Source organism: Acinetobacter sp. B51(2017) (assembly GCF_003711395.1).
Classification (GTDB): domain Bacteria; phylum Pseudomonadota; class Gammaproteobacteria; order Pseudomonadales; family Moraxellaceae; genus Acinetobacter.
Genome location: NZ_PJRJ01000030.1, coordinates 1 through 24,986 on the forward strand (window position 1 = coordinate 1; position 24,986 = coordinate 24,986).

Here is a 24,986-nt window from a genome sequence, read left to right on the forward strand (position 1 = left end):
CGTGATCCCAGCGGTGAACGATACCAACGAAAACGGTACGCCAGATGCGGATGAACTTGCAGCAGTTGAAGACCTTGTAGCAGAAGCAGAAGCAGCATATGCAGCAGCAGAACAAGCTCTTGCAGATGCCCTTGCAGATGATGCTGTGACCCAAGCAGAAGTTGATGACTTAACTCAAGCCCTTGCAGATGCACAACAAGTGAAAGCAGATGCACAAGCAGCGGTGGATGCAATTGTTGACGACTTCCCAACCGAAGCGGGTGACTTCCAAGACCGTGTAGATGCCTTGACTGATATCGTGATCCCACCAGTAACTCCAACTATTGATGCAATAGATGATGAATATGTATTGGATATGGGACAGGAGTTTCTGGTACAACGTAATCCTGAGAACTACAATGATGTAACTTATATCGATCTATTAGGAGGTGTGGAAGGTCAGATTCTAGGAGCTAACTTCTCTATTCCACAAAATGCAGCAGATGCTGGAAAAGCACGTACTGGTAATATCACTATTACTGCTGAACAGCAAAACCTTGCCTCAGTTGCAGAGGCATTCCAGTTAGTCATTTATCAGAATGTAGATGGTGTACAGACTGAAGTAGCTCGTGTAGGTGCTCAAGGTGGTGTGGTTACTGTGGGTGGTGTAGGCGTATTAGGTGTTGTAAGCGACATCAATAGTCTTTCAGTTACTTTGACCGATTTACCTGAAGGTGAATATACAGCTGTAGTAGCAAAAGACACTAGTATTTTATCTGATTTAATCTTCGGTATTGAACTAGATAATCTTGGTGGAGAGGGCGCTATACTTGGTGCTTCAAATGAAACGGCAATTTATAACGCAATTAATGCAGTACTTGGAGAAACCTTAGGTGCTCCGATTGTTGCTGCGGTTCAACTTATTCTGATACCAGTAAATACTTTAGGTTTACCATTATCATCTGTGGTTAGTCAGTTATTGGATGTATTGCCGGTTGAGGTCATTGACTACATCATTGACCAGACTATTGGCCAACTTGTAACAAATACCTTGACGTTATATGAAAATACTGATCTAACGATTACAGGTACGGAAGAAGTATTCCCGACCTACACCCTAGAATCAAATGTATTTAACAATAATGGTAATGGGGTAGATATTGCACCTGCAGGTACAATCATCTCTGAAATCGATGGTGTTCCAGCAGTTCCAGTAAATGGTATTGTGACTGTTGTAGGTGACTATGGTGTCCTTGAAATTAGTACTACTACAGGTGATTTTGTTTATCGAGTGACTGCTGGTGAAGAGGCGCTAGGTAAGACAGAGATCTTTAACTATACCATTCAGAATGGTACTCAAACGGATACTGCACAAATTATTATTGATCTTGCAGGTATTCCATTTGATGATAGCAGCCTATTGCCACCTGGATATGTAGATGAAGTCGTAGCAAATGATGATCTAGCAACAGTTCAAAATTACTATGAAGAACCAGGTGACGATATCGGTAATACTGGAGGAGCAGGACAATTACTAGGTATTGGATTAGCTGGTATTGCAATTAGTGTAGGCACGACCACACCTTTCAATTTTGATGTACTTGAAAATCAAACAAGTGATGTTGAAATCGTAGTAAGTGGTGTTAAATCAACAACTTTAAGTTTAAGTTTACTTAATACTTTGGCAGATATACTCACAGGTAATGTGTTATATGCCGATGCTGTATTACAGCGTCAATATTTAGATGAAAATGGAGTTGCTCAAACTGAAAACTTTGTTGTCGAAAGTGGTATTGGACTTAATGCTACTTTAAGTATCCCTAACTTGTCGTTTGGTTATACCTATAGTGGCTTAATTAACTATGAGGATTTACCAGAGGGTGTTTATACATTATCGATTCAACCACAAGAGACCGACAGCACATTACGTGCATTGATTGATGCATTGGGTAGTGCTCTAGCAGTAGATTTATTCGGTGGTATTACATTCACAGTGACTGATCAAACCAATAAGTATCTAGGTTCGAATGAAGTGACTGGCAACGTAATCAGTAGCAATGATGGTGCAGATGTCGTTAACTCAACAACTTATGTAAAACTTGTAAGTAATGAACTCGGCGACCCTGCAGTAGCAATCGACAATGCCAATACTGTTGTTCAAGGTGCTTATGGTACGCTTTATATTTCACCTAACGGTACATATAAATATGTAAGCAATGGAGACATCGGAGACTTTGGCAAAGTAGATACCTTTACTTATACAATTCGTGATTTTAATGGTTCAAGTGATACAGCACAGTTAAATATCCGAATTGATGGTGAGAACTCAGGTATTGTGTGGAGTGCAGATCCAACTGCTGATGGTGTATTATCTGAATTGGAATTGGTAGCAAATACTGATATCACAGGAGTACCTGAAGTCACAAATGTTACAGAGGTGCTAACTACATCTCCTGGAACATTTAGCGTGAGTGGTGGTGCTCTTGGTTTAGGCGGTAATGGTACATTTAATAGTCCAACTACTAATACATTTACAGTAGCAAATACTGATAGTGCTGATGTGGTATTGACTGTATCTATGCCTGAGCTTTCTGTTTCTGTCTTCCCTACATTTACTTTAACTGTACGAGATGCAGGAGGTGCAATTGTTGGTACCAGTACCGGAACACCTTTGACAGGCGCCTTGGGTGCTTCAAGATCTCTAGTTATAGAGAACTTAGGTCCTGGTACTTATACTATTCAAGCAAGTGCAACTGGTAATACGGGTCTAGGCTTTACGGCAACACTGAGCTTAGAGCAAACACTGACGCACTATAACCAAATTGAATCGTTAACAACACCAAATGAGATCACAGGCAACTTAATTGATGATGATACTTATTTGCCGAGTTATTCAACTTTCAAGGTACTCACATCTCAAGGTTATCAAGAGGTTGGATACAACGGTGTTACGATCCAAGGTGAATATGGCTCATTATTCGTAGAAAGGGATGGTACTTATACCTATACACCAGATAACGGTGTAATTGGTCGACAAGATACCTTCGAATATTCACTTGAAATGTTTGGACAAGATCCGCAATTCTCAACACTTACAGTAACAGTACCAGCAATTACGCAGGGCGATGGTGAACGTAACACGCTCGTCAGCGGTGAAAGTGATGATAACTTCATTGGTGGTCTAGGTAGTGACGTCCTGATCTTTGACCTATTAGATTCAGCAGATAGTGCTGGTGGTAATGGGCAAGATATTTGGAGTGACTTCAGTTCTGCGCAAGGAGACTTAATTGACATCACTGCTCTAGTTGCAGGGCAGGGTGTAACAAGTGCCAATTTAAGTAACTTTGTTAGCCTCACTCAACAGGGAGCAAATACAGTGGTTTCACTCGATCGAGATGGATCTTCTACTGATCTAACCTATAATCGAGTAGATCTAGTTGTATTAGAAAATACCACTGCAACCTCTTTAACACTGGAGGAATTGATCAAATATAATTCTCCTTTATAATATAATCTGATAAGAAAGAGGTCCTTCGGGACCTCTTTTTTATTCATAAAAAGAAACATTTATATTATTATTGTGTAAAACCACTATGCTATATTTAGTTCAAATGGCAACATATAAAAATATTAGGTAGTACTTCATCATGACTGTTTTAAGTATCAAAAATTTCTCCCATGTTTTAGCTTTTAAGGAAAAACTAAAAGCATGGTTACTTGAAAACTTTTTATTACAAGAACAAACTTTATATACTTTATTTTTCTCTTATGGCACTGCTAAAGAGCGCTGCAAGGTTTGGTCAAGTACTGATTCAGAACCTCAAGTACTGATTAAACGTGTCTTAAAATATATTGACCAGCAGTTTGAAAAGAATCGTGAATTACCAGAATTTTTAAAATTTGATATTGCTGTTAATGTAGAAGAAAAATCTTGGCAGCACGTTTTAGTGGAGGTTAATAATCAACCACACAATAACCATTATCGTAAAGGAATTAGCTTTGATTCCAAATTTAATATTTGCTTTTTAGAACAAGAAATATATGGCAAAGCCATTATTAAGGGTCTGGTTTATAATCAACCAAATTTTTTTGATGAAAAAAACCTTAATACCGCAGTTAAGAAAAAATATCCACAGCTTAAAACCCAGTTTAAACTAGAGAATTTTGAAAAAGTTTGGGTATTTGATACCTTGGCTTGTTTTTATGAAAATGGCCAATTTATTCCTTTACAATCTACTGGAACAGCCAATGGAGTACGTTATTTAACCGGCGATAAAAAAAGCCATATACGTGATTTAGTGCTCAAAAACGCAAAATTCTTACATGATGAAATTCAACAAAATGGTCGCTTTATTTATGGCTATTTCCCAGCTTATGCTAATCCCATTAAAAGCTATAATACAGTACGCCACTGTACAGCGATTTATGCATTAATTGAAACCTTAGAAGTTGAGTATAACCAAGCCTATTTGCCAAAAATTAAAGCGGCAATTGACTATGCTTTAACAAATTTTTATAAAGAACTAGACCAAAAAGCATTTATGTCAGATGGTCAAGAAGGCGAAGAAGAGGTCAAGTTAGGTGCGAATGCAACTGCCTTATTTATGTTATGTAAATTTCAAGAAGTGACAGGCGATGATTCATATCTAGTGTATGCAGAAGAGTTAGCCAATGGTATTCGTACTATGGTAGATCAGCATGGTGAAACGACGCATGTATTACATTACCCATCTTTAGAAGTAAAAGAAAAATTCCGTATAGTTTACTATGACGGTGAAGCAGCATTAGGTTTACTGCGTTTGTATCAAATTAACAAAAATCCAGTATTACTCGATACAGTAAAACTGATGTTTGAACATTTTATTAGTAAAAATTATGACCGTTATCATGATCACTGGTTAAGTTATTGTACCAATGAGTTGACTAAAATATGTCCTGAACAAAAATACTTTGAATTTGGTCTAAATAACTATTTAAAGCATATGGACTTTATTCGTAACCGTAAGACTGCTTATGCAACTTTCTTAGAAATGATGATGTCTGCTTATAAAATGGTGGTACGTCTAAAACAACAAGGCTATAGTCAACTCTTTGAACAGGCCAAATTTGAAGAACTAAAAGAATTAATTGAATTAAGAACAGAATTCCAACGCAATGGCTTTTTCTATCCAGAAGTCGCAATGTATTTGGCCAAACCAGAGCAAGTGTTAAATGCTTTTTATGTGCGCCACGACCGCTTACGCACTCGTATTGATGATCAGGAACATAATTTATCTGGTTATGTCGCTTATTTAAACCATTTTCAAGACTAACTTAATATCATCATGTAATATATAGAGTTAATGCTGTTCTTTATGATGATAAAACGAGTATATAGACGTTGATGAGTAGTAATAAATATCAAATAATTGATAAGGTAGCAAAATTACACAGTAGTTTAAGTGAATCGCTCAAGGGTAAACATATCTTGGTCCGTTGTATGGTCAATCAACAATTGTTTACGCTGTTTAGTCGTTATTCACAAAAGAGACTCGCTCCGGCGTCTACCACTAAGATTTTTTTACTTCATGCCTTATTAGCGCATCAGGTTGATCTTGAGACTGTATTAAAGGTAGAAGAATCTGATCAAAGTCTAGGCAGTGGTAATAATTTAAAAGTGGGACAGCATTATCTTATACGTGATCTGATCATTAATTTGATGACAGCTTCGAGTAATACTGCTGCTAAAGTATTAGCACGTCATTTAAAAGATATTCTAGGACAGAATTATGTAGATTATATTAATCAATATAATGTCACACTAGGATTGAAAAATACGCACTTTGTAAATGAACATGGTTTAGCACATCGCCAGCAGTATGCAAGCTTAGAGGATTTTTCAATTTTATTAGATTCAAAAATTCAAGATCAAAAATTCCTCAATATGATGAATACCTTGTCTTATGATTTTGAATCACTAGAAGGTGATAAAGTTTCTATACAAAACACCTATTCTGATTTAAGTGTAAAAGAGTGTATTGGTGTAAAAACAGGTACCTTAGTACCAGGTGTTTTTAATATCGTCGTATTTTTTGAGATCAAGGGTGTTAAAGGTTATATCATTGACTTCTATAATGAAAATAAAGAAGATAGAAATCAGGATGTAAAAAATTTATTAGAAATTTTAAAAAAATATCATGAGGATTTAGTATGATTTTCGGAATTTTAAAACCAAATTTGGTGATTACTGATGTAGAAAAAATTTTTATTTCTGTGGCACATGAGCGTCAGCATGAGGCTTATGTTTTTGTTGCCAAGAATATTGATTTTGAAAATAAAAAAATTCTCGCTAAAACGCTAGAGGGGAATCATATTGTTGAAAAAACTTTTGATTTTCCAGATGTGGTACAAAATCGTTTAGCAGTGAAAGAACAAGATATGCAAGCTTATTTAAAACTTGCGGAGCTAGTTCCATTTAGTAGTAATCGCATTGGGGATAAAAATGCGGTTTATAAAATTATGACCACCATTGACAGCTTAAGAAAGTACTTAATTGAAGTACTACCATTAAATCGTTTAGACGTATTAATGGAAAGTTTAGATAAAAATAAAAAAATCATATGTAAACCAGCATCGAGTAACCAAGGTAAGGGTATTATTACGGTTGAGAAGAAAGACAGCCGTTTTGTGGTGAAGCAAATAGAGGCCCAGTATAATTTTGATATGAATGGTCTAATTAACTTTTATAATCAAAATTTAACCCGTGGTTATACTATTAGCCCATTTTTAAAAAGTGAAACTTGTCTTGGGCAAACTACAGTATTTCGGATGCATTTAACCCGTGGTGCAGGTGGAAAATGGCAACAAATTAAATTTTTCCCTTATGTGAATTTAAACAAAGATGTTGATATTACCAATGGTATGCTAGGCGCTTTAATTACCACACGTGAGCAATTGTTCTTAGAACAATATTACCCTACGAGCTTTGAAAAAATTAACCAAGAGTTAAAGATACTCTTTACCGAGTTTACACAAAACTTTCAGAAAAAATTTGCATGGCGTTTAGATTCAATTGGCTTAGATTTAGGTATCACTCAAGAAGGTGATATTTATATTTATGAAGTCAATGTAGGGCCTGGTGTTGGTTTCATGGCTTATCCTGTGGCATGTGCACAAGTTGAATATTACGAATGGTTAGCAGAAAAAGCTCAACCGCCTTATAAACATAATTTCTTACCCCTTAATTTACGCCGTAAATTAGCAGCGGCAGAAGCAAGCTAAGGCGAGGTCATTATGCATACTGATTTATGGGCTGTGATCTGTGGCAATATTCGGGATGAGTTAGATTTCAAACTAACTTTAACTCGTATTGTAGAACTGCGCTTAGAAGGCAAGATACAACATATTGTTTTATCAACATGGAAAGGGGAAATTGACAAATATGCAGGCTTACGTGAACAATTAGCTTACCTGCAAGTTTATCTTATTGAAAACCCAGCTTTTTCTCCACAGATTGAAGCGACAGCTTCAGAATCAGTCAATTATTGGCGTCAAGCACGTCAATTGCTTGCTGCGTTGGATATGATCCCTAAACAGGATTTTATCCTACGTTTACGCACCGACCGTAGCTTAAATTATATTAATCAAATGGATAAGCTTGGTGTATTTGGTAATTATCAGCAAGAAGCCATCAAACTAGGTCAATTTCCAAGATTATTTAAATATAAAGTTACAGTTTTTGGCCCTAAAATGGTTCGTTTATTGCATATGATTGACTTTGTGCTGTTAGGCAATAATCGTGATTTATACCGTTTAATTAATTTTGACTTTGCGGAATTGGGTCATCAAAAGCAAATTGTGGCTAATGCACAATGGTTTGCAGTGCCATTTTTAAAAGAATTTCCAATTTTACGTGATTATATGCGTTTTACCCATTTTGTGAATCGGGTCAAAGTGCTTAAAACCCATGTGGATTTACATAAAGAAAATGCTTTTTTCCCTGCTGTATATTATAAAGTTTATGCTATTTATTTGATGATTTTATATACGCATTTTAATATCTTATACACAGGACGTTTAAAGCAGGCAGATTATAGCCAAATACATTTTTATGAGTTATTTAGCTCTACAGCTAACTATGGAATACAGCATACTAGTCTAGGTTCATCTATTCGTGATCAAAACATTTTAGAATATTTCTTATTTGGCAAACTCAAAGATTCATCCGCTTACCGTCAATTTAAACAAAAAGTGACGCAACTTATTGCTTACGGAGCAGATGAGCAATTTGACTTAACTTTTGAAGATTATAAAGAGTTAGTTGATTTAAGTAATGATAACTTCTATGAAACTTCAGAAGAAATAAAGTGGTTTAAACGCTTACGACGTCCGCCAATCAACTTAAAACGTTTATATCAATATAATACAGATATCCGCCAAGCAACATTAAACTTTATTGATGAAGATGATGAACAATGGATGGCATTAACCCATACTGAAAGTATTGAAAAAGATATTTATAAAGTTTGGCTTAATTTAGACAATCCATCGGTGACGACGACGGAAAAAATGCTTTTACCTATTGCGCGAACTGGCAATGAGTATGCTATTTATGTATTGCTTGATTTACTTGATAAAAATCAAATTACTGCAATTAATCAAGATGAAATTAAAAGAATTGTATTTTTCTATCTTGACATTCATATGCGTCGTCGAACAGAAACACTGCAAACCACACGTATTATTATCTTACTTTTAAAAATGCAACAACAGCAGAAAATTCAATTAGATAAGCTAGAAAAAATGTTACAGTGTGGTTTTGATCGATACATTACCCTAGATGATCTTGATTTTAATGAGCCCATTGATGATCTGCTACAGTGTCTAAAACATAAGCTTGAGCAAGTACAATGTAGCGAGCTTGATAAACAGCATGTAATTCAAACATGGATTTCGCAAATTTCTGATCAACAGCTTAAACAAGAGGTTGTTCAACATTTTCAACAAAAATCGGTGAATGATGCCATGATTTTAAGTAAAAAGTGGGTAGTGGCTTAATGAAAAGAATTATCATGGATATTGATGATACGATTTGTACGACGAACAATGGTGATTATCAAAATTCTAAACCAATTGCTGAAGTTGTTGATAAGATTAGAGAATATAAAGCATTAGGTTTTGAAATTTGTCTGTCTACCAGTCGTAATATGCGCACTTATGAAGGTAATACAGGAAAAATTGCAGCCAATACTCTGCCGGTTTTAATCAAGTGGTTAGATCAACATCAAGTGCCTTATGATGAAATCTATATTGCTAAACCTTGGTGTGGTTTTGAAGGTTTTTACGTAGATGATAAAGCTATTCGACCTGATGAATTTGTTAATCTTAGCTATGAAGAGATCAATCATTTAATTAATAAAAAAAAGGACTAATATGATTGTTATTCCAATGGCAGGTCTAAGTTCTCGCTTTTTTAAAGCTGGATTTACCGAGCCTAAATATATGCTCCCATTGCATGATCAAACAGTGTTTGATTGGGCTGTTCGTAGTTTTGAAGCTTATTTTGAAACTGAAGAATTTTTATTTATTGTCCGTGATGTATATGAAACACCAACCTTTGTCGCGCAACATGCCGAGCAACTAGGGATTCAGCATTATCAAATTCATATTTTAGAGCAAGAGACCCAAGGTCAAGCAGAGACTGTTTATTTAGCTATTAAAGATCTACCTGATCAACCCTTATACATTTTCAACATTGATTCAAAAATCTTTAATTTTCAAAAATTTCCAGCAGCCGAAAGCTTAGATGGCTACTTAGAAGTATTTGAAGGAGAAGGTGAACACTGGTCCTTTGTACGCCCAGGCAATGACTATATGGTATTAGAAACCACAGAAAAAGTGCGTATTTCTAACTTATGTAGCAACGGATTATATTATTTTAGATCTAGTCAAAGCTTTGCTGAATATTTTCTCAAATTTAAGGTACAAAATCAGGGCAATGAACTTTATATTGCACCGCTTTATAATTTGTATATTCATGACAATAAAAAAATACAATACGTCATTAATCCATTAGAAAACATTGCATTTTGCGGTGTGCCTGATGAGTATTATGCTGTATTGGCACAGGGGGCATCTGCATGATTTTAATCGCATCTGGCGCTTACGTTTTATCAGAATTTCAGGTGGAATTGGGTCAAATTCCACCCTGTCTTTTACCCATTGGTAATCGTAAGTTAATTGAATTTCAAGTAGAGGCTCTAAGAGAGAATTTTGCTCAAGAGCAGATTTATGTGACCTTGCCAGATGATTATGTGTTAAGTACTTCAGAACGTAAAATCTTTGAGCGTTTAAATGTCATGCTTGTGCCTGTACCTACGCAATTTAATTTATGTGAATCTTTGTTGTATGCGATTAATACTCAAGAAGATTTAAAACGTGATGAAAAATTGTATTTAATGCATGGTGATACCTATATTCGTTGTTTTGATAAACTAAAGAAAACTGATGTAGTGGCATTAACCTTGACCCAAGAAAATTACAATTGGCATATTGTCAAACAGCGTCAGGATTCCAGTTTAATTTGGTGTGGTTTTTTTAGTTTTGCATCGATTAATTATTTGCTCAAATGTTTAACCCTGTACCGTGATAACTTTGTACAAGCAATTCAAGGCTATGCGAAAAAATACGAATTAAAAGAAGTTACTGTAAATCAATGGTTTGACTTTGGACATGTCAATACCTATTTTCATTCTCGTGCCAATATTACTACGCAACGTGCCTTTAATACGCTTGATATTCAAAATGGCATCGTAGTTAAAAAAGGCAATCCACAGCAAAAGACTCTAGCAGAAGCCCATTGGTATACCGCGATTCCGAAACAATTGCGTCAGTATATTCCTGTACTAATAGATCATGGTTTAGATGAGCAACAACAGGCATTTTATTGTCTAGAATATTTACCCTGTATGCCTTTAAATGAATTATATGTGCATGGTAAAAACTTAGAATTTGAATGGATTCGTATTTTTAAGTATTTAAGTCAGTATATGCAAACAGCTATTGCTGTGCCAGTGGATGAAACACAATATAAGCAAATTTTATGCGATAGCGAAAAACTGTATATTGATAAATCACGTAGCCGTTTTATGGCTTATTTAAATCAAATTGGTCAATCTGCAGATACGCAAATCATCTATAATCATCAAAAATTACCTTGCTTAAATGATATTTTAGAAGAATGTATTGAGAAAACTTTAAAACTTGAGCTTTGGCCTGGTGTATTACACGGCGACTTATGTTTTAGTAATATTTTATTTGATTCCCGTGCTTCACGTATTAAAGTTATTGATCCGAGAGGGATGAATTTTGAAGGTGAATTTAGTATTTATGGTGATCTGAAATACGATTTAGCTAAACTTACTCATTCTGTTATTGGCTTATATGACTTTATTATTTCTGGTTACTATAAATTAGAAGAACAATCACATCATTCTATCGAAATTGTTTTTGATGTAGATGAGCGGATTGAAAATATTCAGCGATATTTTCTCGATCATTTTAAGATTCAAGGTGTAACTGTTCGTGACATTATGCCTTTGGTGGTTCTGTTATTTATGTCTATGCTGCCTTTGCATGATGACCGACCAGACCGTCAAAAAGCTATGTTTTACAATGCATTAAGGTTATATACGCATTATGTAAAAAAATAATACAATATTTTTGTATTGGGAATCTTATTTTAAATAGCATATAGCTCAGCTAAGTTTTTTACAGCTTGACCTTTGAAAATACAGGTTTTTCCTTGTTGCATTGCTTTAACAGCAGCAATATTAAAATTGGTATAGGTGACATGAGCTATATCGGTAAAATTAATAAAAGCATGACGATGTAGTGCAGAATAAGGAATGACTCGTATTAAACGGGCAGCAAGATTAAAATCACCAATATCCTGTTCATTATAGACATGATAAAAGCGATGTTGGGTTTGGCTGAGATAGTGGGTCATAATATTGACAGTATTTTTAAAGCGAAACCAGCCTAAAGTTTGCTTAGGGGTTAAACTTGAGCCAACAAAACCATTTGAGTTAACAATTCCTTGGCAATATTTTTGATATTTATACCATTCCTTGCAACTTGATAAGGCACTCCAAATAATACAAGAAATTCCACCGCGTGATTTTGCAGTAAAATAAATCTGCTTGGTATTAATATTAAAATCAGTTACTTGGCTGAGTTTATCTACGCTATATTCTAAGCTGGCCTGAATCATATAAGCGCGTGCAGTCAATTGATGATAATAGTCTGTATGCAGTCCAAAACCTTCTGTCCAGTAAGGGGCTTGGGTAAAAGGAGGGGCCACATAGTGTGCGTCCGTTGTATATTTTTGCCAAGATAAATCACGAAATGCTTTTTGATAATAATAAATGGTGCAAAATATAAAACCCGCTTTAATCCATCTTTTGACCATATTGCCTTCTGGGGTATAAGGCTCATTTAGATCGGCACCAGAGAAATGTAAAACAGTACTACGTGGTAGATCAGTATCCCAGCCATCATCAAAAAACACATCCATACGATAGTATTTATCTTGGTTTAAAGCTGTCAGTGTTTTTGGAAAAAGAGTGTGTGTTAAATATGGAATTTGATACGTTTTACGAATAATCATGTTTACTCCTACGATTGAACTAAATATGCATATTCATCATCACTAAATAAATGATTGATATTATGTTGGAAAGCAAAATATCCGGTTAAAATAATGAGATCTTCAGGTCGTACCCACTGTGGTGTAGCTTTTTCACCTTGTAAGGCACTGCGATATAAACGGAAACGATAGCTGGTATGTGGATGCAGTTCGATCATTTGGCTAAGAGGAAATTTGAGAGTGAGCCAGTATCCTGAAAGCCAATCTTCATAGACTTCTGCATCATAAAGTGGTTGATGACCTAAATCTTGTGCCGAAATTTGCCGTGGCTTATCTTGGGTTAAGGGCAGAGAGGTGGCTAAATATTCTCGCTCCAAACGATTAAATTCCAGCACATCACCATGATTTTGTAGTACTACATCATACCGTTCTTTACTATGTGGATGAGGGACACGAATTAAGCATTCTAAATAGCCATGGCCCCAAACATGTAAAGGGAAATTTTGCTTTAATTGAAAGCTTTGAATGCCATAGGGGCTAATACTGTCAGCCTGAAGTAGTGGCCAAGCACTATAATGATATTGCGTTGTTGTAGTTAAACGATTAATCAATAAAGTAAAATAATTGTGCTGCTGTGGATAAGCAATAATACTTGATGCGCTATTCAACCAGTTGGAAAATTCAATATAGCTTGTAGCATAAATTGCTGGTAAAGGCACTGACATAGGCATAGATTTAAGGCGTTGGTTTAGCATCAATTCAGTTTCTTGCTTTGGATCTAAACCATAGCGGGTGGAGTACTGCGTAGCGCTTTGCTCACCATATGCAGTAAGTTCAATATCTCGTACAGGGTAGAAGGGTTGATGAGCAGCTTGATAGCAGTCAGGTGCAATAATCCAATACAGATCAGGCTGCTGGGCGGCTTGTATTGGGGTTAAGTTGTTTAATTGTTTTTTTAAACGATGGGTATTTAGCGTTAAAATACACTGAATCACCTGCCCATTTGGAAAAGTAAAATCAATATAATAATCTTGAATATTTTGCTTGAATACAATGTTGCATTGGCTATGACTAAACTGCTTAGGACGCATGATTGCATCAGCAGCTAAGGGATAGAGCTGGGTGAGTTCAAGATGTAACCGACATTCATGTGTGCTAACAGTGACAAGCTGCACTTGGGAAAACTGATAATAACAATCAGCTTGTGTATTTCGTAAACTACAATTTAACAAAATACGATCAAAAAAAGTATCTTTAGTCTTCTTATCGGTGAGCGGTTGATAAGCCGCATTGATTGCTTGTAAGGGATAGGCATTTTGATCATATAATTGCTGATGAAAGGCATTCATGGACTCGTAGTAGGCTTGTGCTAATAGGCTAAACTTATTCTTTTTTATTTTTTTCATAGCGCGTCTCAAACAGATGATGACATCCAATCTATCATAGCTGAAATATTTTTATTTTCATCTAGCACCACTTTAAAGGATGATGCTATTGGGATCAATATTGAGATGAAATTTAATCATCGCGCTGGTGGCGGTGAGGTTTGATTTGGTCATAGCTAAATATCAGCTTTAAGTTTCGCTGCGAAACTTTAAAAAAATCTTAATGATGGAGCTATTCGTATTATCGCTTAAAAATTATTTTAAGATTCAACAGGGTTTGATGCACATCATATAAATGATAATGAATGCGTTGGACTAGACTTTCATAAAAATAACCTGCCTAAAGCAAGATACTCAGACTTTATGGGATAGACAGAATGCGTGCTGCGCTGATTGAGCACATCTGTCTAAACAGTTTGCTGTGCAGGGATATTTGCGCCTATTAATGTTTTAATACATGAATTTTAGTAGATATTGCATCTAAGCTTTGAAATCTTAAAAGTACTTAGAAACAAGTTTATCCACAGCTATTGTGGATAAAAAATGCAAACTTAACGTTGATATATATAGATAAATATTTAAATTGATCAAAAATTAATCAATTTAAATGGTGATAAGTTTTGACATGCTGATTAGTTTAATAATTACTTGTAGATTAAGCATTTATTACTGAGTCAGTCAGTTAGGTAAAATGCATCAAAATATGGTCTATATCATAGGAAAGAGTGATAAATATTGGGGCTGCTAAAAGCTTATGACCACCCAAGCGGTTAAGGCACTTGGATGGTGAGTGAGTACAGTTAAGCTTGAGTAATCAAAGGAATTAAACGTATTTTTTGTTGATAATGCTGTAATAGGGGGGGGAGTTGCTGTTGGTAGTTCTCTAAAGCTTGCATTTTGACTGGCCCAAAACCACGTACTGTATTGACCAGATTTAAAATTTCCAGCGCTTGTTGCTGATTAGCTGCTGTTAAATCGTTGACGACTTCATTGACTAACTGCATATAGTCTTCAATCAGTTGACGCTCTGCAACACGTTCTGGATTCTTGGCTAAAGGATCAAACCATTGTCCACGTAACCATTTAAATTGCGCCAAGATTGGCATCAATTTTAATATCCATGCCCCAAATTTCATTTTTTTAGGCCGCCCAGTGGCAGGGTCTATACGGCTCAACAAGGGTGGCGATAACCATAAACTGATGTTTTGGGTATGGCTAAATTGAGCCTGTAATTTTTGTTTAAATTCAGGCTGACTATATAGGCGTGCCACTTCATATTCGTCTTTATAGGCCATAATGCGATATAAGTTATTGGCAATACTGCGTAATAATTCTGGTTCCAGATGACGCCGTGCCAGTCGTGCCTCGAGATCATGTATAAAATTCAGATAACGTTGTGCGTATTGCTCATTTTGGTATTCACGCAATTGCTGAGCATTAATTTGGATTTGCGCTTTAATTGACACCGCTTCAGGCAGTGCTTGTTGATTAGATAACAGTTGATGTTCAAGTTGTGGCTGTGCAGCAATAATTCGTCCCCATGAAAAGGCGGCCCAATTTTCGGCTGCACTTGGCATGTATTGAATATTGTGTTCTAAGGCAGCTAAAGAAATCGGAAGCAAAGCTTTTTGCCATGCAAAACCTAACAGTAAAATATGCGAAAAAGTGGTTTCGCCAAAGATTTTTTCACACAGTTGGTGAGCATGGAGCATATACAGCTGTGCAGGTTGCACGACAGTCTTGAATCGTGCCACGAGTCGGTCAACATCAATGACATGATCACGCTGTTGTATAAACTGGGCAGTAGGCACCACGTCGAGGTTAAGTACAACATGACTATTGCTGTGTAAGCGTTGTAACATCTCAGTGGTAGATGCTGCCACTAGATCATTGGCCAGCAGTAAATGGCTTTCTTTGATACCAATACGTGAGGATAGAATCTGATCCTGTTGCTGTGCTAAGCGTACTTGACTAAACACAGCGCCATTTTTTTGTGATAAACCCGTAAAATCTAATACGCTTGCCGCATGTTGATCGCTGACTGTGGCTTTACCGACCAAGGAAGCAATGGTTAATACTCCTGTGCCACCCACGCCAGAAAACAAAATATTTTAGTTGTGTGATGTCATCTGAGGCACTTGAATAGTGGCAACATGATCTAAATAATGAAGATAATCTAAACCCTCATCCATAGGATGGTGTAATTCAGCCCCTTCGAGTTCAATAAAACTTGGACAAAAGCCTTTGATGCAAGATAAGTCCTGATTACAACTGGATTGATTCACTTTGCGCTTGAGCCCTTGAGGTGTTTGGATCGGTTCAATCGCAATGCAGTTAGATTGCACCGAACAGTCACCACAACCTTCGCAAACACGATCATAAATAAAAGCACGTTTGCTCGATGCGGCTAAGCGATTTTGTTTACGTCGCCGTCTTTTTTCTGCTGCACAGGTTTGGTCATAAATAATCGCACTGACGCCTTGATACGCTTGATATTCTTGTTGAATCACTGCTAATTCATCACGATGTAAGATTTTGCAATTGGGAGCTAAATCAGTATGACCTTGCCAACGTTCCGGTTGTTCGGATACCAAACATAGCTGTTGAATCCCTTCTGCAGCAAGTTGCCGCGATATACGGGCTGGATCATTATTGCCTTCTGCTGGTTGCCCGCCTGTCATTGCCACTGCATCGTTATATAAAATTTTAAATGTAATATTGGTTTTTGCAGCAATCGCGGCACGAATGGCTAAAATGCCAGAATGTTCATAGGTACCATCGCCCAAGTTTTGAAAAATATGTGGCATGTCTGAGAAGGGCGCAGCACCGACCCAATGCATGCCTTCACCGCCCATTTGACTAAAAGTATGCGTATGTCGTTCAGGCATCATTAAGGCCATAATATGGCAACCAATCCCCGCACCCGCGATTGCACCTTCAGGTACTTGCGTTGAGGTGTTGTGTGGGCATCCTGAACAGAAAAAAGGACTGCGTTGCTCGACTGCTGGACCGAGCAAGATATCATGCCCTAAAGCTTTAATTTTGTCTTGTAACGCTGATGGTTGTTGTAAAAATTCAACGATTTTTTCAGCCACTAGCGCGCTGGAATATTCACCTGTTTCTGGTAAAAAGTGCTGACCTTGTGGGGTGCGTTTACCAAAAACTTGTGGTTTTATCTCGTGATGATAGAGCATTTCTTTGAGTTGGATTTCGACGATACTGCGTTTTTCTTCAAGTACTAAAACACGCGCATGACCATGAATAAATTCAAGCATTCCCTTATCTTCAAGGGGCCATGACATACCCACTTTATAAATTGAAATACCGTAGTGCTCGAGCTGTTGATCTAAACCTAAATATTGCAAAGCTTGCATTAAATCTTGATGGGCTTTACCCACGCTAACAATGGCAAACTGAGGTGCTGTGGCCATATGAATTTTGCGATCAATACGATTCAAACGGGCCCAAGCTTTAGCCGCTGGTAGCTTATGCTCAATCAAACGAGTTTCTAATTCAAAGCGTTGTGCTGGCCATTTTAAATTGGCATCCCAATTTAATAAGGTCTCGCTTGGTGGTGGATTTAAAAATACAGGCAATTCATTTAAGCGTACTGTGGCAGCAGCTTCAATCACATCCGCCACAGTTTTAAGTGCCACCCAAAGGCCTGAGTAGCGTGATAGCGCAATCCCTGCTAGACCAAACTGAATCACTTCTGCGACATTGCTTGGCTGTAAAATAGGCATAGCAACCGCTTGAAAAATGCCATCACTTTGATGCGGGAATGTAGAAGATTGCGCGGTATGATCATCACCTGCTACAGCCAATACACCGCCTAGTGCAGACGTACCAAACATATTGGCAGTGCGAAATACATCACCGCTACGATCAATCCCCGGACCTTTACCATACCAAATTCCAAACACACCCTGATAAGGGCTTGGCCCAAAAGCAGCTTGCATTTGGCTGCCCCATAAGGCGGTGGCTGCAAGATCTTCATTAAGACCTGGCTGGAAGACAATATTGAGTTTTTTGAGTTCGGCTTCATGTTTCCACAACATTTGATCATAGCCACCTAAGGGCGAACCACGATATCCGCTAATTAAGCCAGCCGTTTTGAGTTGCTGAGATTGATCAATTTGAATTTGTAATTTGGGTAATTCAACCAATGCCTGAATACCGGATAAAAAAACGGGCTCCGTGTTCGCTTCTGGTTTAAAAATATAGTTTTTATCATGACCCATGTGTTCATCCTTCTATGATGTAGCCGCTACAGTTCCTTATGCGAGCTTCATTTACAATTTAAACTTATTTTTATTAATGGTATAAAAATAAGTGATGATTAATCTCAGTCTAAAAGTTATCGAGTGAATGTAAAGAGAAGAAGAACATAAAATTGGTTGCAAATTCGTTATTAGACTCTGCTTAAACAGAAGGCAGAAATTAATTTTGCTTGAAGGAGATTGATTATTAGCAAAATATCAAATCATGATAGATATAAAATTAAATAAAAAATTATATTAATCAATAAATTATTATAAATTTTCTATTATTTTATGAATACAGTTTTAGAGATAATGTTAAATTTTCAACAATAATAACAAAAATAAATACAGCTTAGCGTTGTGTGATCTTGTGATATTTTGTGATGCAAACGAAAACCATATAAGAAATCCCGACCATGTGATCGGGATTTTGAGTGTTGTAACAATAATTGCCTTAAGTCTTCAGCTGTGATGGCGTAGTAGGGAGAGGCTCGGCAAGCGTTTGATAGTGGCGATCAGACTTCATATATAAAGTACATAGAATTGCGATCATTGCCATACCAATAATATAGACCATCACCCACGTCGGTTGACCGTGATTTAAGCTGAGTAATTTTGTAGCAATTAAAGGTGCTAAACCACCGCCGAGTACGCCTGCAAATTGCACCGAAATAGAGATGCCACTATAGCGAATTTGCGCGGGGAACTGACGTGCAAATAGCATGGACTCTGGGGCATACATAATCGGAAAAACCACACCAATTGCGAGAAAGAAAGCTAGCCAAATCAAATAAGGATTTTGGCTGTTTAACATCATAAAAAACGGGTAGCAATACAGTGCTAAAATCACTAAACCACATAAAAATAAACGGCGTTGGCCAACTTTATCGGACAAATGACCACAAAGAGGTGTCACAAAAATGGAGAGCGCGGCCCCACAGACAATTGCAAATAACACCTCTTGACGAGCAATATTTAACTGTGTAGTGGCATAAGCCAAAGCAAAAGTAGATGCAATATAAAACCAAGCATTTTCCGCAGCCCGTGCCACAATAATGGTAATAAGCTCTTTAGGATGATGTTTAAATACTTGTAAAGCAGGAACTTTAATGTCTTTGCTTTCATGTTTTACTTGTTCAAAATCAGGGGATTCTGGCACTTTGACCCGAATATACCACCCTACACCTAATAGCAAGATACTGGCAAGAAACGGTAAACGCCATCCCCAACTCAGTAAGGCAGCTTCAGGTAATAACGATACCATTGCTAAAGCAATCGAAGCCAGCATTAACCCAGCACCAGCGCTGGCTTGCGGTAAACTGCCCCAAAAGCCTTTTTTCCCTTCAGGCGCATGTTCTACCGCCATTAACACGGCGCCTCCCCATTCACCACCCATGGCCATACCTTGCACAAAACGTAAAATCACCAAGCAGACCGTCGCCCAATAGCCAATCGATTCATATGTTGGTAAGAGACCAATCAAAATAGTGGGAATGCCCATTAAGATTAAAGTAAGCATCAACATTGATTTACGACCGACTTTGTCACCAAAATGCCCAAAGACAATCCCACCCAATGGCCGACCAATAAAACCAACCGCATAGGTGGCAAAAGCGGCCAATACCCCAGTTAAGGGATCAAAAGTTGGAAAAAATAGCTGATTAAAAATCAGTGCGGCTGCCGCACCATAAATAAAAAAGTCATACCACTCGATTGTGGTGCCCACCATACTGGAGATTCCTGCCAGACGGTGGCTTGAACGTGCCTGTTCAACCATATCAACATCCTCATTGTGATTTCTTGTGTTTTGTAGCTGGCTATTATTGTTTTCGCTATGTCATTTAAACTTGCATATTTTTTAAGCTTGGGTCAATTTACTTAAATACTTAAGTAGTTGCGCACGATAACACAGGACAGTTTATGCAAGAGGATGTACTTTTTGAGTTGGCACCTGCCGCGTTGGTGTTATTGAGCCATAGGCAGATCCAACAGGCCAATCGAGCATTTTTAGAATTATTTGGCTATGAAAAGTCAGCCTTAATCGGGCAAAACATGCGGATTTTATTTCCAAGTGATGCAGACTATCAAATGATTGGAAACCAAGCATGGCAGGGGGTCATAGCAGCACGCAACGGCTGTTATTCAGATCAGCGTTTCATGCGCCATCGCCAAGGCAAATTATTTTGGGTGAAAACACACGCCCGTACTTTAACCCCACATGATCCATTTGCTCAGATTATCTGGCATTTCGCAGCTGAAAATGCCCAAACTGAAATTCAACTCACACCACGAGAGAAAGAAATTAGCCAATGGGTGGTCAATGGCTATAGCTGTAAATACATTGCCAGAGAGATGGGGCTCTCACATCGCACAGTCGAGGTGCATGTTGCCAATTTAAAGAAAAAATTTGCGATTCACTCTAAGACTCAACTCGCGCATAAAATGATCCATACTCAACTTCCCAAGTGTATCCAGGACACATGAAATCATCTCAGCAGATTACAGTTTTAAACTCTAGAAATTCAACAATCACTAGAGAAAGTCTAAGCGATATGTAAGCATGACATAATTTGATCGCTGAGTATAATGTTTGAATGAGCAGATGAAAAAAGAAAAATGATTCATAGGTTTAGACTGTATTTTAGGCACAGCGCATTAGGGGCTATTTTTGCGCTTTAAGTCATTCTGCTGAGCCAGTGGGTCTGTAGAGGGGGATGTAGCAAAATCTAACATGCCACGTGGTAATTTTAAGTCTTTGACACTACTGATTAAAGGATGTTTTGAGATAAGTTGTTGCACAGCATTTTCGATTTTATCTTCATGTTTTAGCGTTTTGACTGTTGTGCCAATGCTGTTTAATTGACTGCTCGGTGGGTTCATAAAATCGGCGACTTGCATAAAATGTAGCTTAAGCTTAACCAGCCAGCACTGATTTTTGCAGTCACTAAAGTGGACAATACAAGTACGCTTTCGCTGATAAATGATTAGAAAATAAGCACTTTAACCAGCACATTCCAATTCTTTTTATTGTATAACAGCTACACAAGTTGAATAGGGTATACATGGGGCTGATCAGGTCAAAAGCATTTAAAGCCCCAAACACAAGCGATCATCAGAAATTTGATCTGAAGGTGGCTATATGCCAAAAGCAGTACCTTAGACTTGGCATATTTGTCATAAAATTCAATGATTATTGACATTTAAAATTTCAATATAAAATTTGTTTGCTGAGGCAAGTTCTTGATTTTTTTTATCGAAAACTGCTGTATATTGGGGCTCTGCAATACGCATGCACGCTCAAGGTGCATTGCGATCTGTATAGAACATGAGTGGCCGAGATGCTTCTAAGCCCAACCATGTATATATTTGTTCAATTATCATGAAGTGATTTGTCTTTATGCAAAATCTTATTCGTATCGGTATTGCCGGTTATGGCAATTTAGGCCGTGGCGTTGAAACAGCGATTCAAAAAAATCCAGATTTAACCTTAGTGGGTATTTTTACGCGCCGTTCTCCTGAATCTGTTTCTCCTTGTTTTGCTGCAACGCCTGTATTTCATATGGATTCACTTGCAGATTTCCAAGACAAAATTGATGTCTTAATTTTATGTGGTGGTTCTAAAGACGATTTACCACAACAAGGTCCAGCATTAGCAAGCCAATTTAATATTGTGGATAGTTTTGATACCCATGCGCGTATCCCAGAATATTATGCAGCGGTAGACGCACCTGCGACTGCAAACAAGAAAACAGCAATGATTTCGATTGGTTGGGATCCAGGCATGTTCTCAATTAATCGTGTATTTGGTGAAGCATTACTGCCAGATGGTGAAACGTATACCTTCTGGGGCAAAGGTTTAAGCCAAGGTCATTCAGATGCGATTCGCCGTGTAGACGGTGTTAAAGCAGGTGTGCAATATACCATTCCATCTACAGAGGCGATGGATCAAGTACGTAGTGGTTCACGCCCAACATTGAGTACCAAAGATAAGCATACACGTGAATGTTATGTTGTACTTGAAGCGGGTGCGGATGCAGCAGCAGTAGAGCAGGCGATTGTGACCATGCCTGACTATTTTGCTGACTATAACACCACAGTGAACTTTATTGATGAAGAAACTTTAAAACGTGATCATCAGCGTATGCCGCATGGTGGTTTTGTGATTCGTAGTGGTAACACCAGTGATGAGCAGTCGCAAGTGCTTGAGTTCTCTTTAAAACTCGATAGCAACCCAGAATTCACAGCGAGCGTTTTAGTGGCCTATTCACGTGCTTGCTACCGTTTAAATCAAATGCAGCAGTACGGTGCTAAAACTGCGTTTGATGTTGCGCCTGGTTTATTGTCGATTAAGTCACCAGAGCAACTTCGTAAAGAGTTACTCTAACGGACTGAGGGCATCGCTTGGCGCATGGGTGTTTGAAATCACCTCATGTGAGCAAAAGCAGTGCTTTTTAAGATAAAAAGATGAACATTTATGTTCATCTTTTTTTATGCGCTTGAGCCTAAAACTTTGCTGTTGAGGATGGGGAATCAGTGTGACTTAAGCCATACATCCAAGCGAGCATCAGTCATTAAAAATCGAAGCTTAGACCCAGTTTGTAAGTACGACCTGCCCCCAATGTTGCAAAGCCGTCACCAAAGTTACCCGCCCAATATTTTTCGTTGGTGACATTATCAATATTGGCACGTAAGGTGGTCGTGACATCACCCAGTTGAATTGTATATTTGGCACCGACATCAAATAAGGTGTAATCAGGGATTTCTAAGGTATTGGCGCTATTAATATATTGGCGATCGACATAGGTACTGCGGGCGTTGACGCTAAAACCGTCCACATAAGGAATTTGATATTCAATCCCTAAACCTGCTGTCAGTTCAGGTTGGCCCTGAACTGTATTGCCCTGGGTGCTGCCTGCAATATTGGTATATTCAGCATCGATAAAAGCTAAATTCCCCCAAACAATTAAGTCATCAATTACATTGCCAGAGAAACCATATTCAATGCCTTTAGATGTGGTTTCACCACCATCCGTTGTAATTTGTGTATAGCCATTGATGGGCGTGGTGAAGGTTTCAGCAATCGTACTTGGTTTTTCAATTTGATAAGCTGCGATGGTATGTAGCCAAGAACCATGTTGATATTTGGCCCCGATTTCATATTGTTTGGTTTCAAAAGGTGCAAAAGTTTTGCCATCATTCAGATCATCCGGATTGTTGATGGTAGTACCTTTCGATAATCCCTCGACATAGCTGGCATACAATGATACATCTTCACCAAAAGGTTTGACTACTATACCTAAGCTTGGCGAAATTTTATCTTCGCTATATTGGGTCTTATTTGAATTGGAGCCACTATGCGTAAAGCTGGTCAAATCCATATCTTGATAACGCATCCCCAAAATCAGTTGTAACTTATCATCAAGTAAGGACATTTGATCGGTAAGCGAGTAACTCACAAACTCATTCTCTGCATAGGCTTTGAGCAAAGGCTTGGGTGGCATAATACCGCCGTTTGCTGGGTCATAAATGTTAGTCGTATAGTTTGCTTCAGGAATCGTGGTACGTGCGCTTGGTTGTCGATCTGTATCTTGCTTTAAATAGTCTGCTCTTAACCCCACTGTATGCCGTATGGCCCCTGTGTCAAATGCGCCTTCTAAACCTAAGTGCGCTGTTGTACTCTGTTGCTCTTGCAGCACATGGTAATATTGTGAAGTGGCACCACCAGCCTCACCCGCAGCACCTTTGGCCAATACCACTCGTGTACCAAAAAGATGACCTTGGTAATTTTGCTTGGCTGTCCCTGCGCCTGCGATTACCTTTAACTGATCAAGTAGTTTGTATTCGCCCGAGACACCGACATATTGCGCAGATTGGTGACCAAACAAATTCGGAAATAAGTTGGTTCGTCCATCTGGTGCGTCAATCACTTTGCCTAAGCTCGCAAATGACACCATTGCAGGTGAGCCACCGTCACGCTTATCTTTGGTTGAGTATGCATCGAGATTCATTTTGGCTTGATCTGTGGTCCAATCGAGTCCGACTACCGCAGTCACGCTTTCATCTTCCAAGCCGTCAACAATATGCTCGCCTTGACCGTAGTGTGCGCTCACACGAGCACCAAATTCTTGATTTTCACCAAAGCGGCGTGCCACGTCAAAGCCAGATTTATAAAAATTCTCTTCTTCAAAATTCGCCGTGACGCGTGTCAATTCTTTATCTGCACGTTTGGTGTTGGCAATAATGACCCCACCCATACCACCACTCGGTGCCATACCTGCAACCAGTGCATTTGGACCTTTTAAGACTGTCACTGAGCTTAAAATGTCTGTTGTGATCCGACCTGTAGGCGCCATACCATAAGCACCATTTAAATTATAATCTTCCCACCCGACAGCAAAGCCACGAATATTAAAGTTTTCATTTAAATGGCCACTGCTGGTATTGCTGCGAATACTGGGATCAATTTTGAGGACATCCATCATAGTATGTGCATGCGAATCTTGAATAGCTTGCTCACTGTAATTACGTATCGTAAACGGGGTATCTAGGACATCCTTTTCACCTAAAATATTCAATGTCGCTTTCTTTTTGAGCTTACCCGTAACATCTGTTTCTTGGGAGTCTGCTTTGACCACAATAGTGGCTAAAGTGGTTGGTTGCTGTGCCAGTGCAAAAACAGGCAGGGTAACAAGTGATAAAAATAAGGAGTTTCTTTTCAAGGTGATGTCTCACTAT

Annotated in this window: 17 protein-coding genes; 10 read left to right on the plus strand and 7 right to left on the minus strand. The window is 38.0% G+C overall.

The features are described 5' to 3' along the window. The first annotated feature begins 13 nt into the window (after positions 1-13). The 8 genes from CYK47_RS12430 to CYK47_RS12465 all read left to right on the plus strand — a co-directional run bounded on the left by CYK47_RS12430 (position 14) and on the right by CYK47_RS12465 (position 11,669). On the plus strand, positions 14-3,487 hold the full coding sequence (locus tag CYK47_RS12430; RefSeq protein WP_164709194.1) for a BapA/Bap/LapF family large adhesin: 3,474 nt from the start codon (positions 14-16) through the stop codon (positions 3,485-3,487). A gap of 139 nt (positions 3,488-3,626) precedes the next feature. Then, complete coding sequence (locus tag CYK47_RS12435) at positions 3,627-5,291, plus strand: poly alpha-glucosyltransferase (RefSeq protein WP_122902170.1); 1,665 nt, start codon at positions 3,627-3,629, stop codon at positions 5,289-5,291. 167 nt (positions 5,292-5,458) lie between these two features. Then, a complete protein-coding gene (locus CYK47_RS12440) occupies positions 5,459-6,172 on the plus strand; it encodes a D-alanyl-D-alanine carboxypeptidase family protein (protein ID WP_164709195.1) in 714 nt (237 codons plus the stop codon). Then, a complete protein-coding gene (locus CYK47_RS12445) occupies positions 6,169-7,239 on the plus strand; it encodes a YheC/YheD family protein (protein WP_122902172.1) in 1,071 nt (356 codons plus the stop codon). Before CYK47_RS12440 ends, CYK47_RS12445 begins: the two co-directional genes overlap by 4 nt. A gap of 12 nt (positions 7,240-7,251) precedes the next feature. Then, a complete protein-coding gene (locus CYK47_RS12450; RefSeq protein ID WP_122902173.1) occupies positions 7,252-9,015 on the plus strand; it encodes a hypothetical protein in 1,764 nt (587 codons plus the stop codon). Further along, positions 9,015-9,389, plus strand: coding sequence for an HAD-IIIC family phosphatase (locus CYK47_RS12455; RefSeq protein ID WP_122902174.1), 375 nt, complete (start codon positions 9,015-9,017; stop codon positions 9,387-9,389). The genes CYK47_RS12450 and CYK47_RS12455 overlap by 1 nt, the downstream gene beginning before the upstream one ends. Before the next feature lies 1 nt (position 9,390). Further along, complete coding sequence (locus tag CYK47_RS12460; RefSeq protein ID WP_122902175.1) at positions 9,391-10,101, plus strand: glycosyltransferase family 2 protein; 711 nt, start codon at positions 9,391-9,393, stop codon at positions 10,099-10,101. Further along, positions 10,098-11,669, plus strand: coding sequence for a phosphotransferase (locus CYK47_RS12465; RefSeq protein WP_122902176.1), 1,572 nt, complete (start codon positions 10,098-10,100; stop codon positions 11,667-11,669). Before CYK47_RS12460 ends, CYK47_RS12465 begins: the two co-directional genes overlap by 4 nt. Positions 11,670-11,698: 29 nt before the next feature. On the opposite strand, the gene CYK47_RS12470 is transcribed toward CYK47_RS12465, so the two are convergent. From CYK47_RS12470 to CYK47_RS12485, 5 genes are all read right to left on the minus strand, one after another. Beyond that, the gene (locus CYK47_RS12470) at positions 11,699-12,625 is read right to left on the minus strand and encodes a hypothetical protein (RefSeq protein ID WP_122902177.1); all 927 of its coding nucleotides are present in this window, start codon (positions 12,623-12,625) and stop codon (positions 11,699-11,701) included. 8 nt (positions 12,626-12,633) lie between these two features. After that, positions 12,634-14,010 carry a hypothetical protein gene (locus CYK47_RS12475; protein ID WP_164709196.1) on the minus strand — a complete coding sequence of 459 codons (1,377 nt, stop codon included), beginning with the start codon at positions 14,008-14,010 and terminating at the stop codon, positions 12,634-12,636. 779 nt (positions 14,011-14,789) lie between these two features. After that, a complete protein-coding gene (locus CYK47_RS15625; protein WP_502697060.1) occupies positions 14,790-16,094 on the minus strand; it encodes a DUF6537 domain-containing protein in 1,305 nt (434 codons plus the stop codon). 6 nt (positions 16,095-16,100) lie between these two features. Continuing rightward, positions 16,101-18,230, minus strand: coding sequence for an indolepyruvate ferredoxin oxidoreductase family protein (locus CYK47_RS15630; protein ID WP_213072432.1), 2,130 nt, complete (start codon positions 18,228-18,230; stop codon positions 16,101-16,103). A 475-nt stretch (positions 18,231-18,705) separates the two neighbouring features. Continuing rightward, positions 18,706-20,028, minus strand: a complete 1,323-nt coding sequence (locus CYK47_RS12485) for an MFS transporter (protein ID WP_122902179.1) — start codon at positions 20,026-20,028, stop codon at positions 18,706-18,708. A gap of 143 nt (positions 20,029-20,171) precedes the next feature. On the opposite strand from CYK47_RS12485, the gene CYK47_RS12490 reads away from it, so the two are divergent. Next, positions 20,172-20,735, plus strand: a complete 564-nt coding sequence (locus CYK47_RS12490; RefSeq protein ID WP_122902180.1) for a helix-turn-helix transcriptional regulator — start codon at positions 20,172-20,174, stop codon at positions 20,733-20,735. Positions 20,736-20,906: 171 nt separating this feature from the next. On the opposite strand, the gene CYK47_RS12495 is transcribed toward CYK47_RS12490, so the two are convergent. Then, complete coding sequence (locus tag CYK47_RS12495; protein ID WP_122902181.1) at positions 20,907-21,149, minus strand: hypothetical protein; 243 nt, start codon at positions 21,147-21,149, stop codon at positions 20,907-20,909. A 499-nt stretch (positions 21,150-21,648) separates the two neighbouring features. Between CYK47_RS12495 and CYK47_RS12500 the strand changes: the two genes are divergently transcribed. Then, a complete protein-coding gene (locus tag CYK47_RS12500; RefSeq protein WP_122902182.1) occupies positions 21,649-22,635 on the plus strand; it encodes a diaminopimelate dehydrogenase in 987 nt (328 codons plus the stop codon). Positions 22,636-22,822: 187 nt separating this feature from the next. Here CYK47_RS12500 and CYK47_RS12505 read toward each other — a convergent pair whose 3' ends face one another. Beyond that, positions 22,823-24,970, minus strand: a complete 2,148-nt coding sequence (locus CYK47_RS12505) for a TonB-dependent receptor (RefSeq protein WP_122902183.1) — start codon at positions 24,968-24,970, stop codon at positions 22,823-22,825. Between the last annotated feature and the right edge of the window lie 16 nt (positions 24,971-24,986).

Bases quoted from the DNA above. Each gene is read 5' to 3' on its own strand.
- CYK47_RS12435 (WP_122902170.1), top strand. From the start codon at position 3,627: ATGACTGTTTTAAGTATCAAAAATTTCTCCCATGTTTTAGCTTTTAAG.
- CYK47_RS12440 (WP_164709195.1), top strand. From the start codon at position 5,459: ATGGTCAATCAACAATTGTTTACGCTGTTTAGTCGTTATTCACAAAAG.
- CYK47_RS12445 (WP_122902172.1), top strand. From the start codon at position 6,169: ATGATTTTCGGAATTTTAAAACCAAATTTGGTGATTACTGATGTAGAA.
- CYK47_RS12450 (WP_122902173.1), top strand. From the start codon at position 7,252: ATGCATACTGATTTATGGGCTGTGATCTGTGGCAATATTCGGGATGAG.
- CYK47_RS12455 (WP_122902174.1), top strand. From the start codon at position 9,015: ATGAAAAGAATTATCATGGATATTGATGATACGATTTGTACGACGAAC.
- CYK47_RS12460 (WP_122902175.1), top strand. From the start codon at position 9,391: ATGATTGTTATTCCAATGGCAGGTCTAAGTTCTCGCTTTTTTAAAGCT.
- CYK47_RS12465 (WP_122902176.1), top strand. From the start codon at position 10,098: ATGATTTTAATCGCATCTGGCGCTTACGTTTTATCAGAATTTCAGGTG.
- CYK47_RS12470 (WP_122902177.1), bottom strand. From the start codon at position 12,625: ATGATTATTCGTAAAACGTATCAAATTCCATATTTAACACACACTCTT.
- CYK47_RS12475 (WP_164709196.1), bottom strand. From the start codon at position 14,010: ATGAAAAAAATAAAAAAGAATAAGTTTAGCCTATTAGCACAAGCCTAC.
- CYK47_RS15630 (WP_213072432.1), bottom strand. From the start codon at position 18,230: ATGGGTCATGATAAAAACTATATTTTTAAACCAGAAGCGAACACGGAG.
- CYK47_RS12485 (WP_122902179.1), bottom strand. From the start codon at position 20,028: ATGGTTGAACAGGCACGTTCAAGCCACCGTCTGGCAGGAATCTCCAGT.
- CYK47_RS12490 (WP_122902180.1), top strand. From the start codon at position 20,172: ATGCAAGAGGATGTACTTTTTGAGTTGGCACCTGCCGCGTTGGTGTTA.
- CYK47_RS12495 (WP_122902181.1), bottom strand. From the start codon at position 21,149: ATGCAAGTCGCCGATTTTATGAACCCACCGAGCAGTCAATTAAACAGC.
- CYK47_RS12500 (WP_122902182.1), top strand. From the start codon at position 21,649: ATGCAAAATCTTATTCGTATCGGTATTGCCGGTTATGGCAATTTAGGC.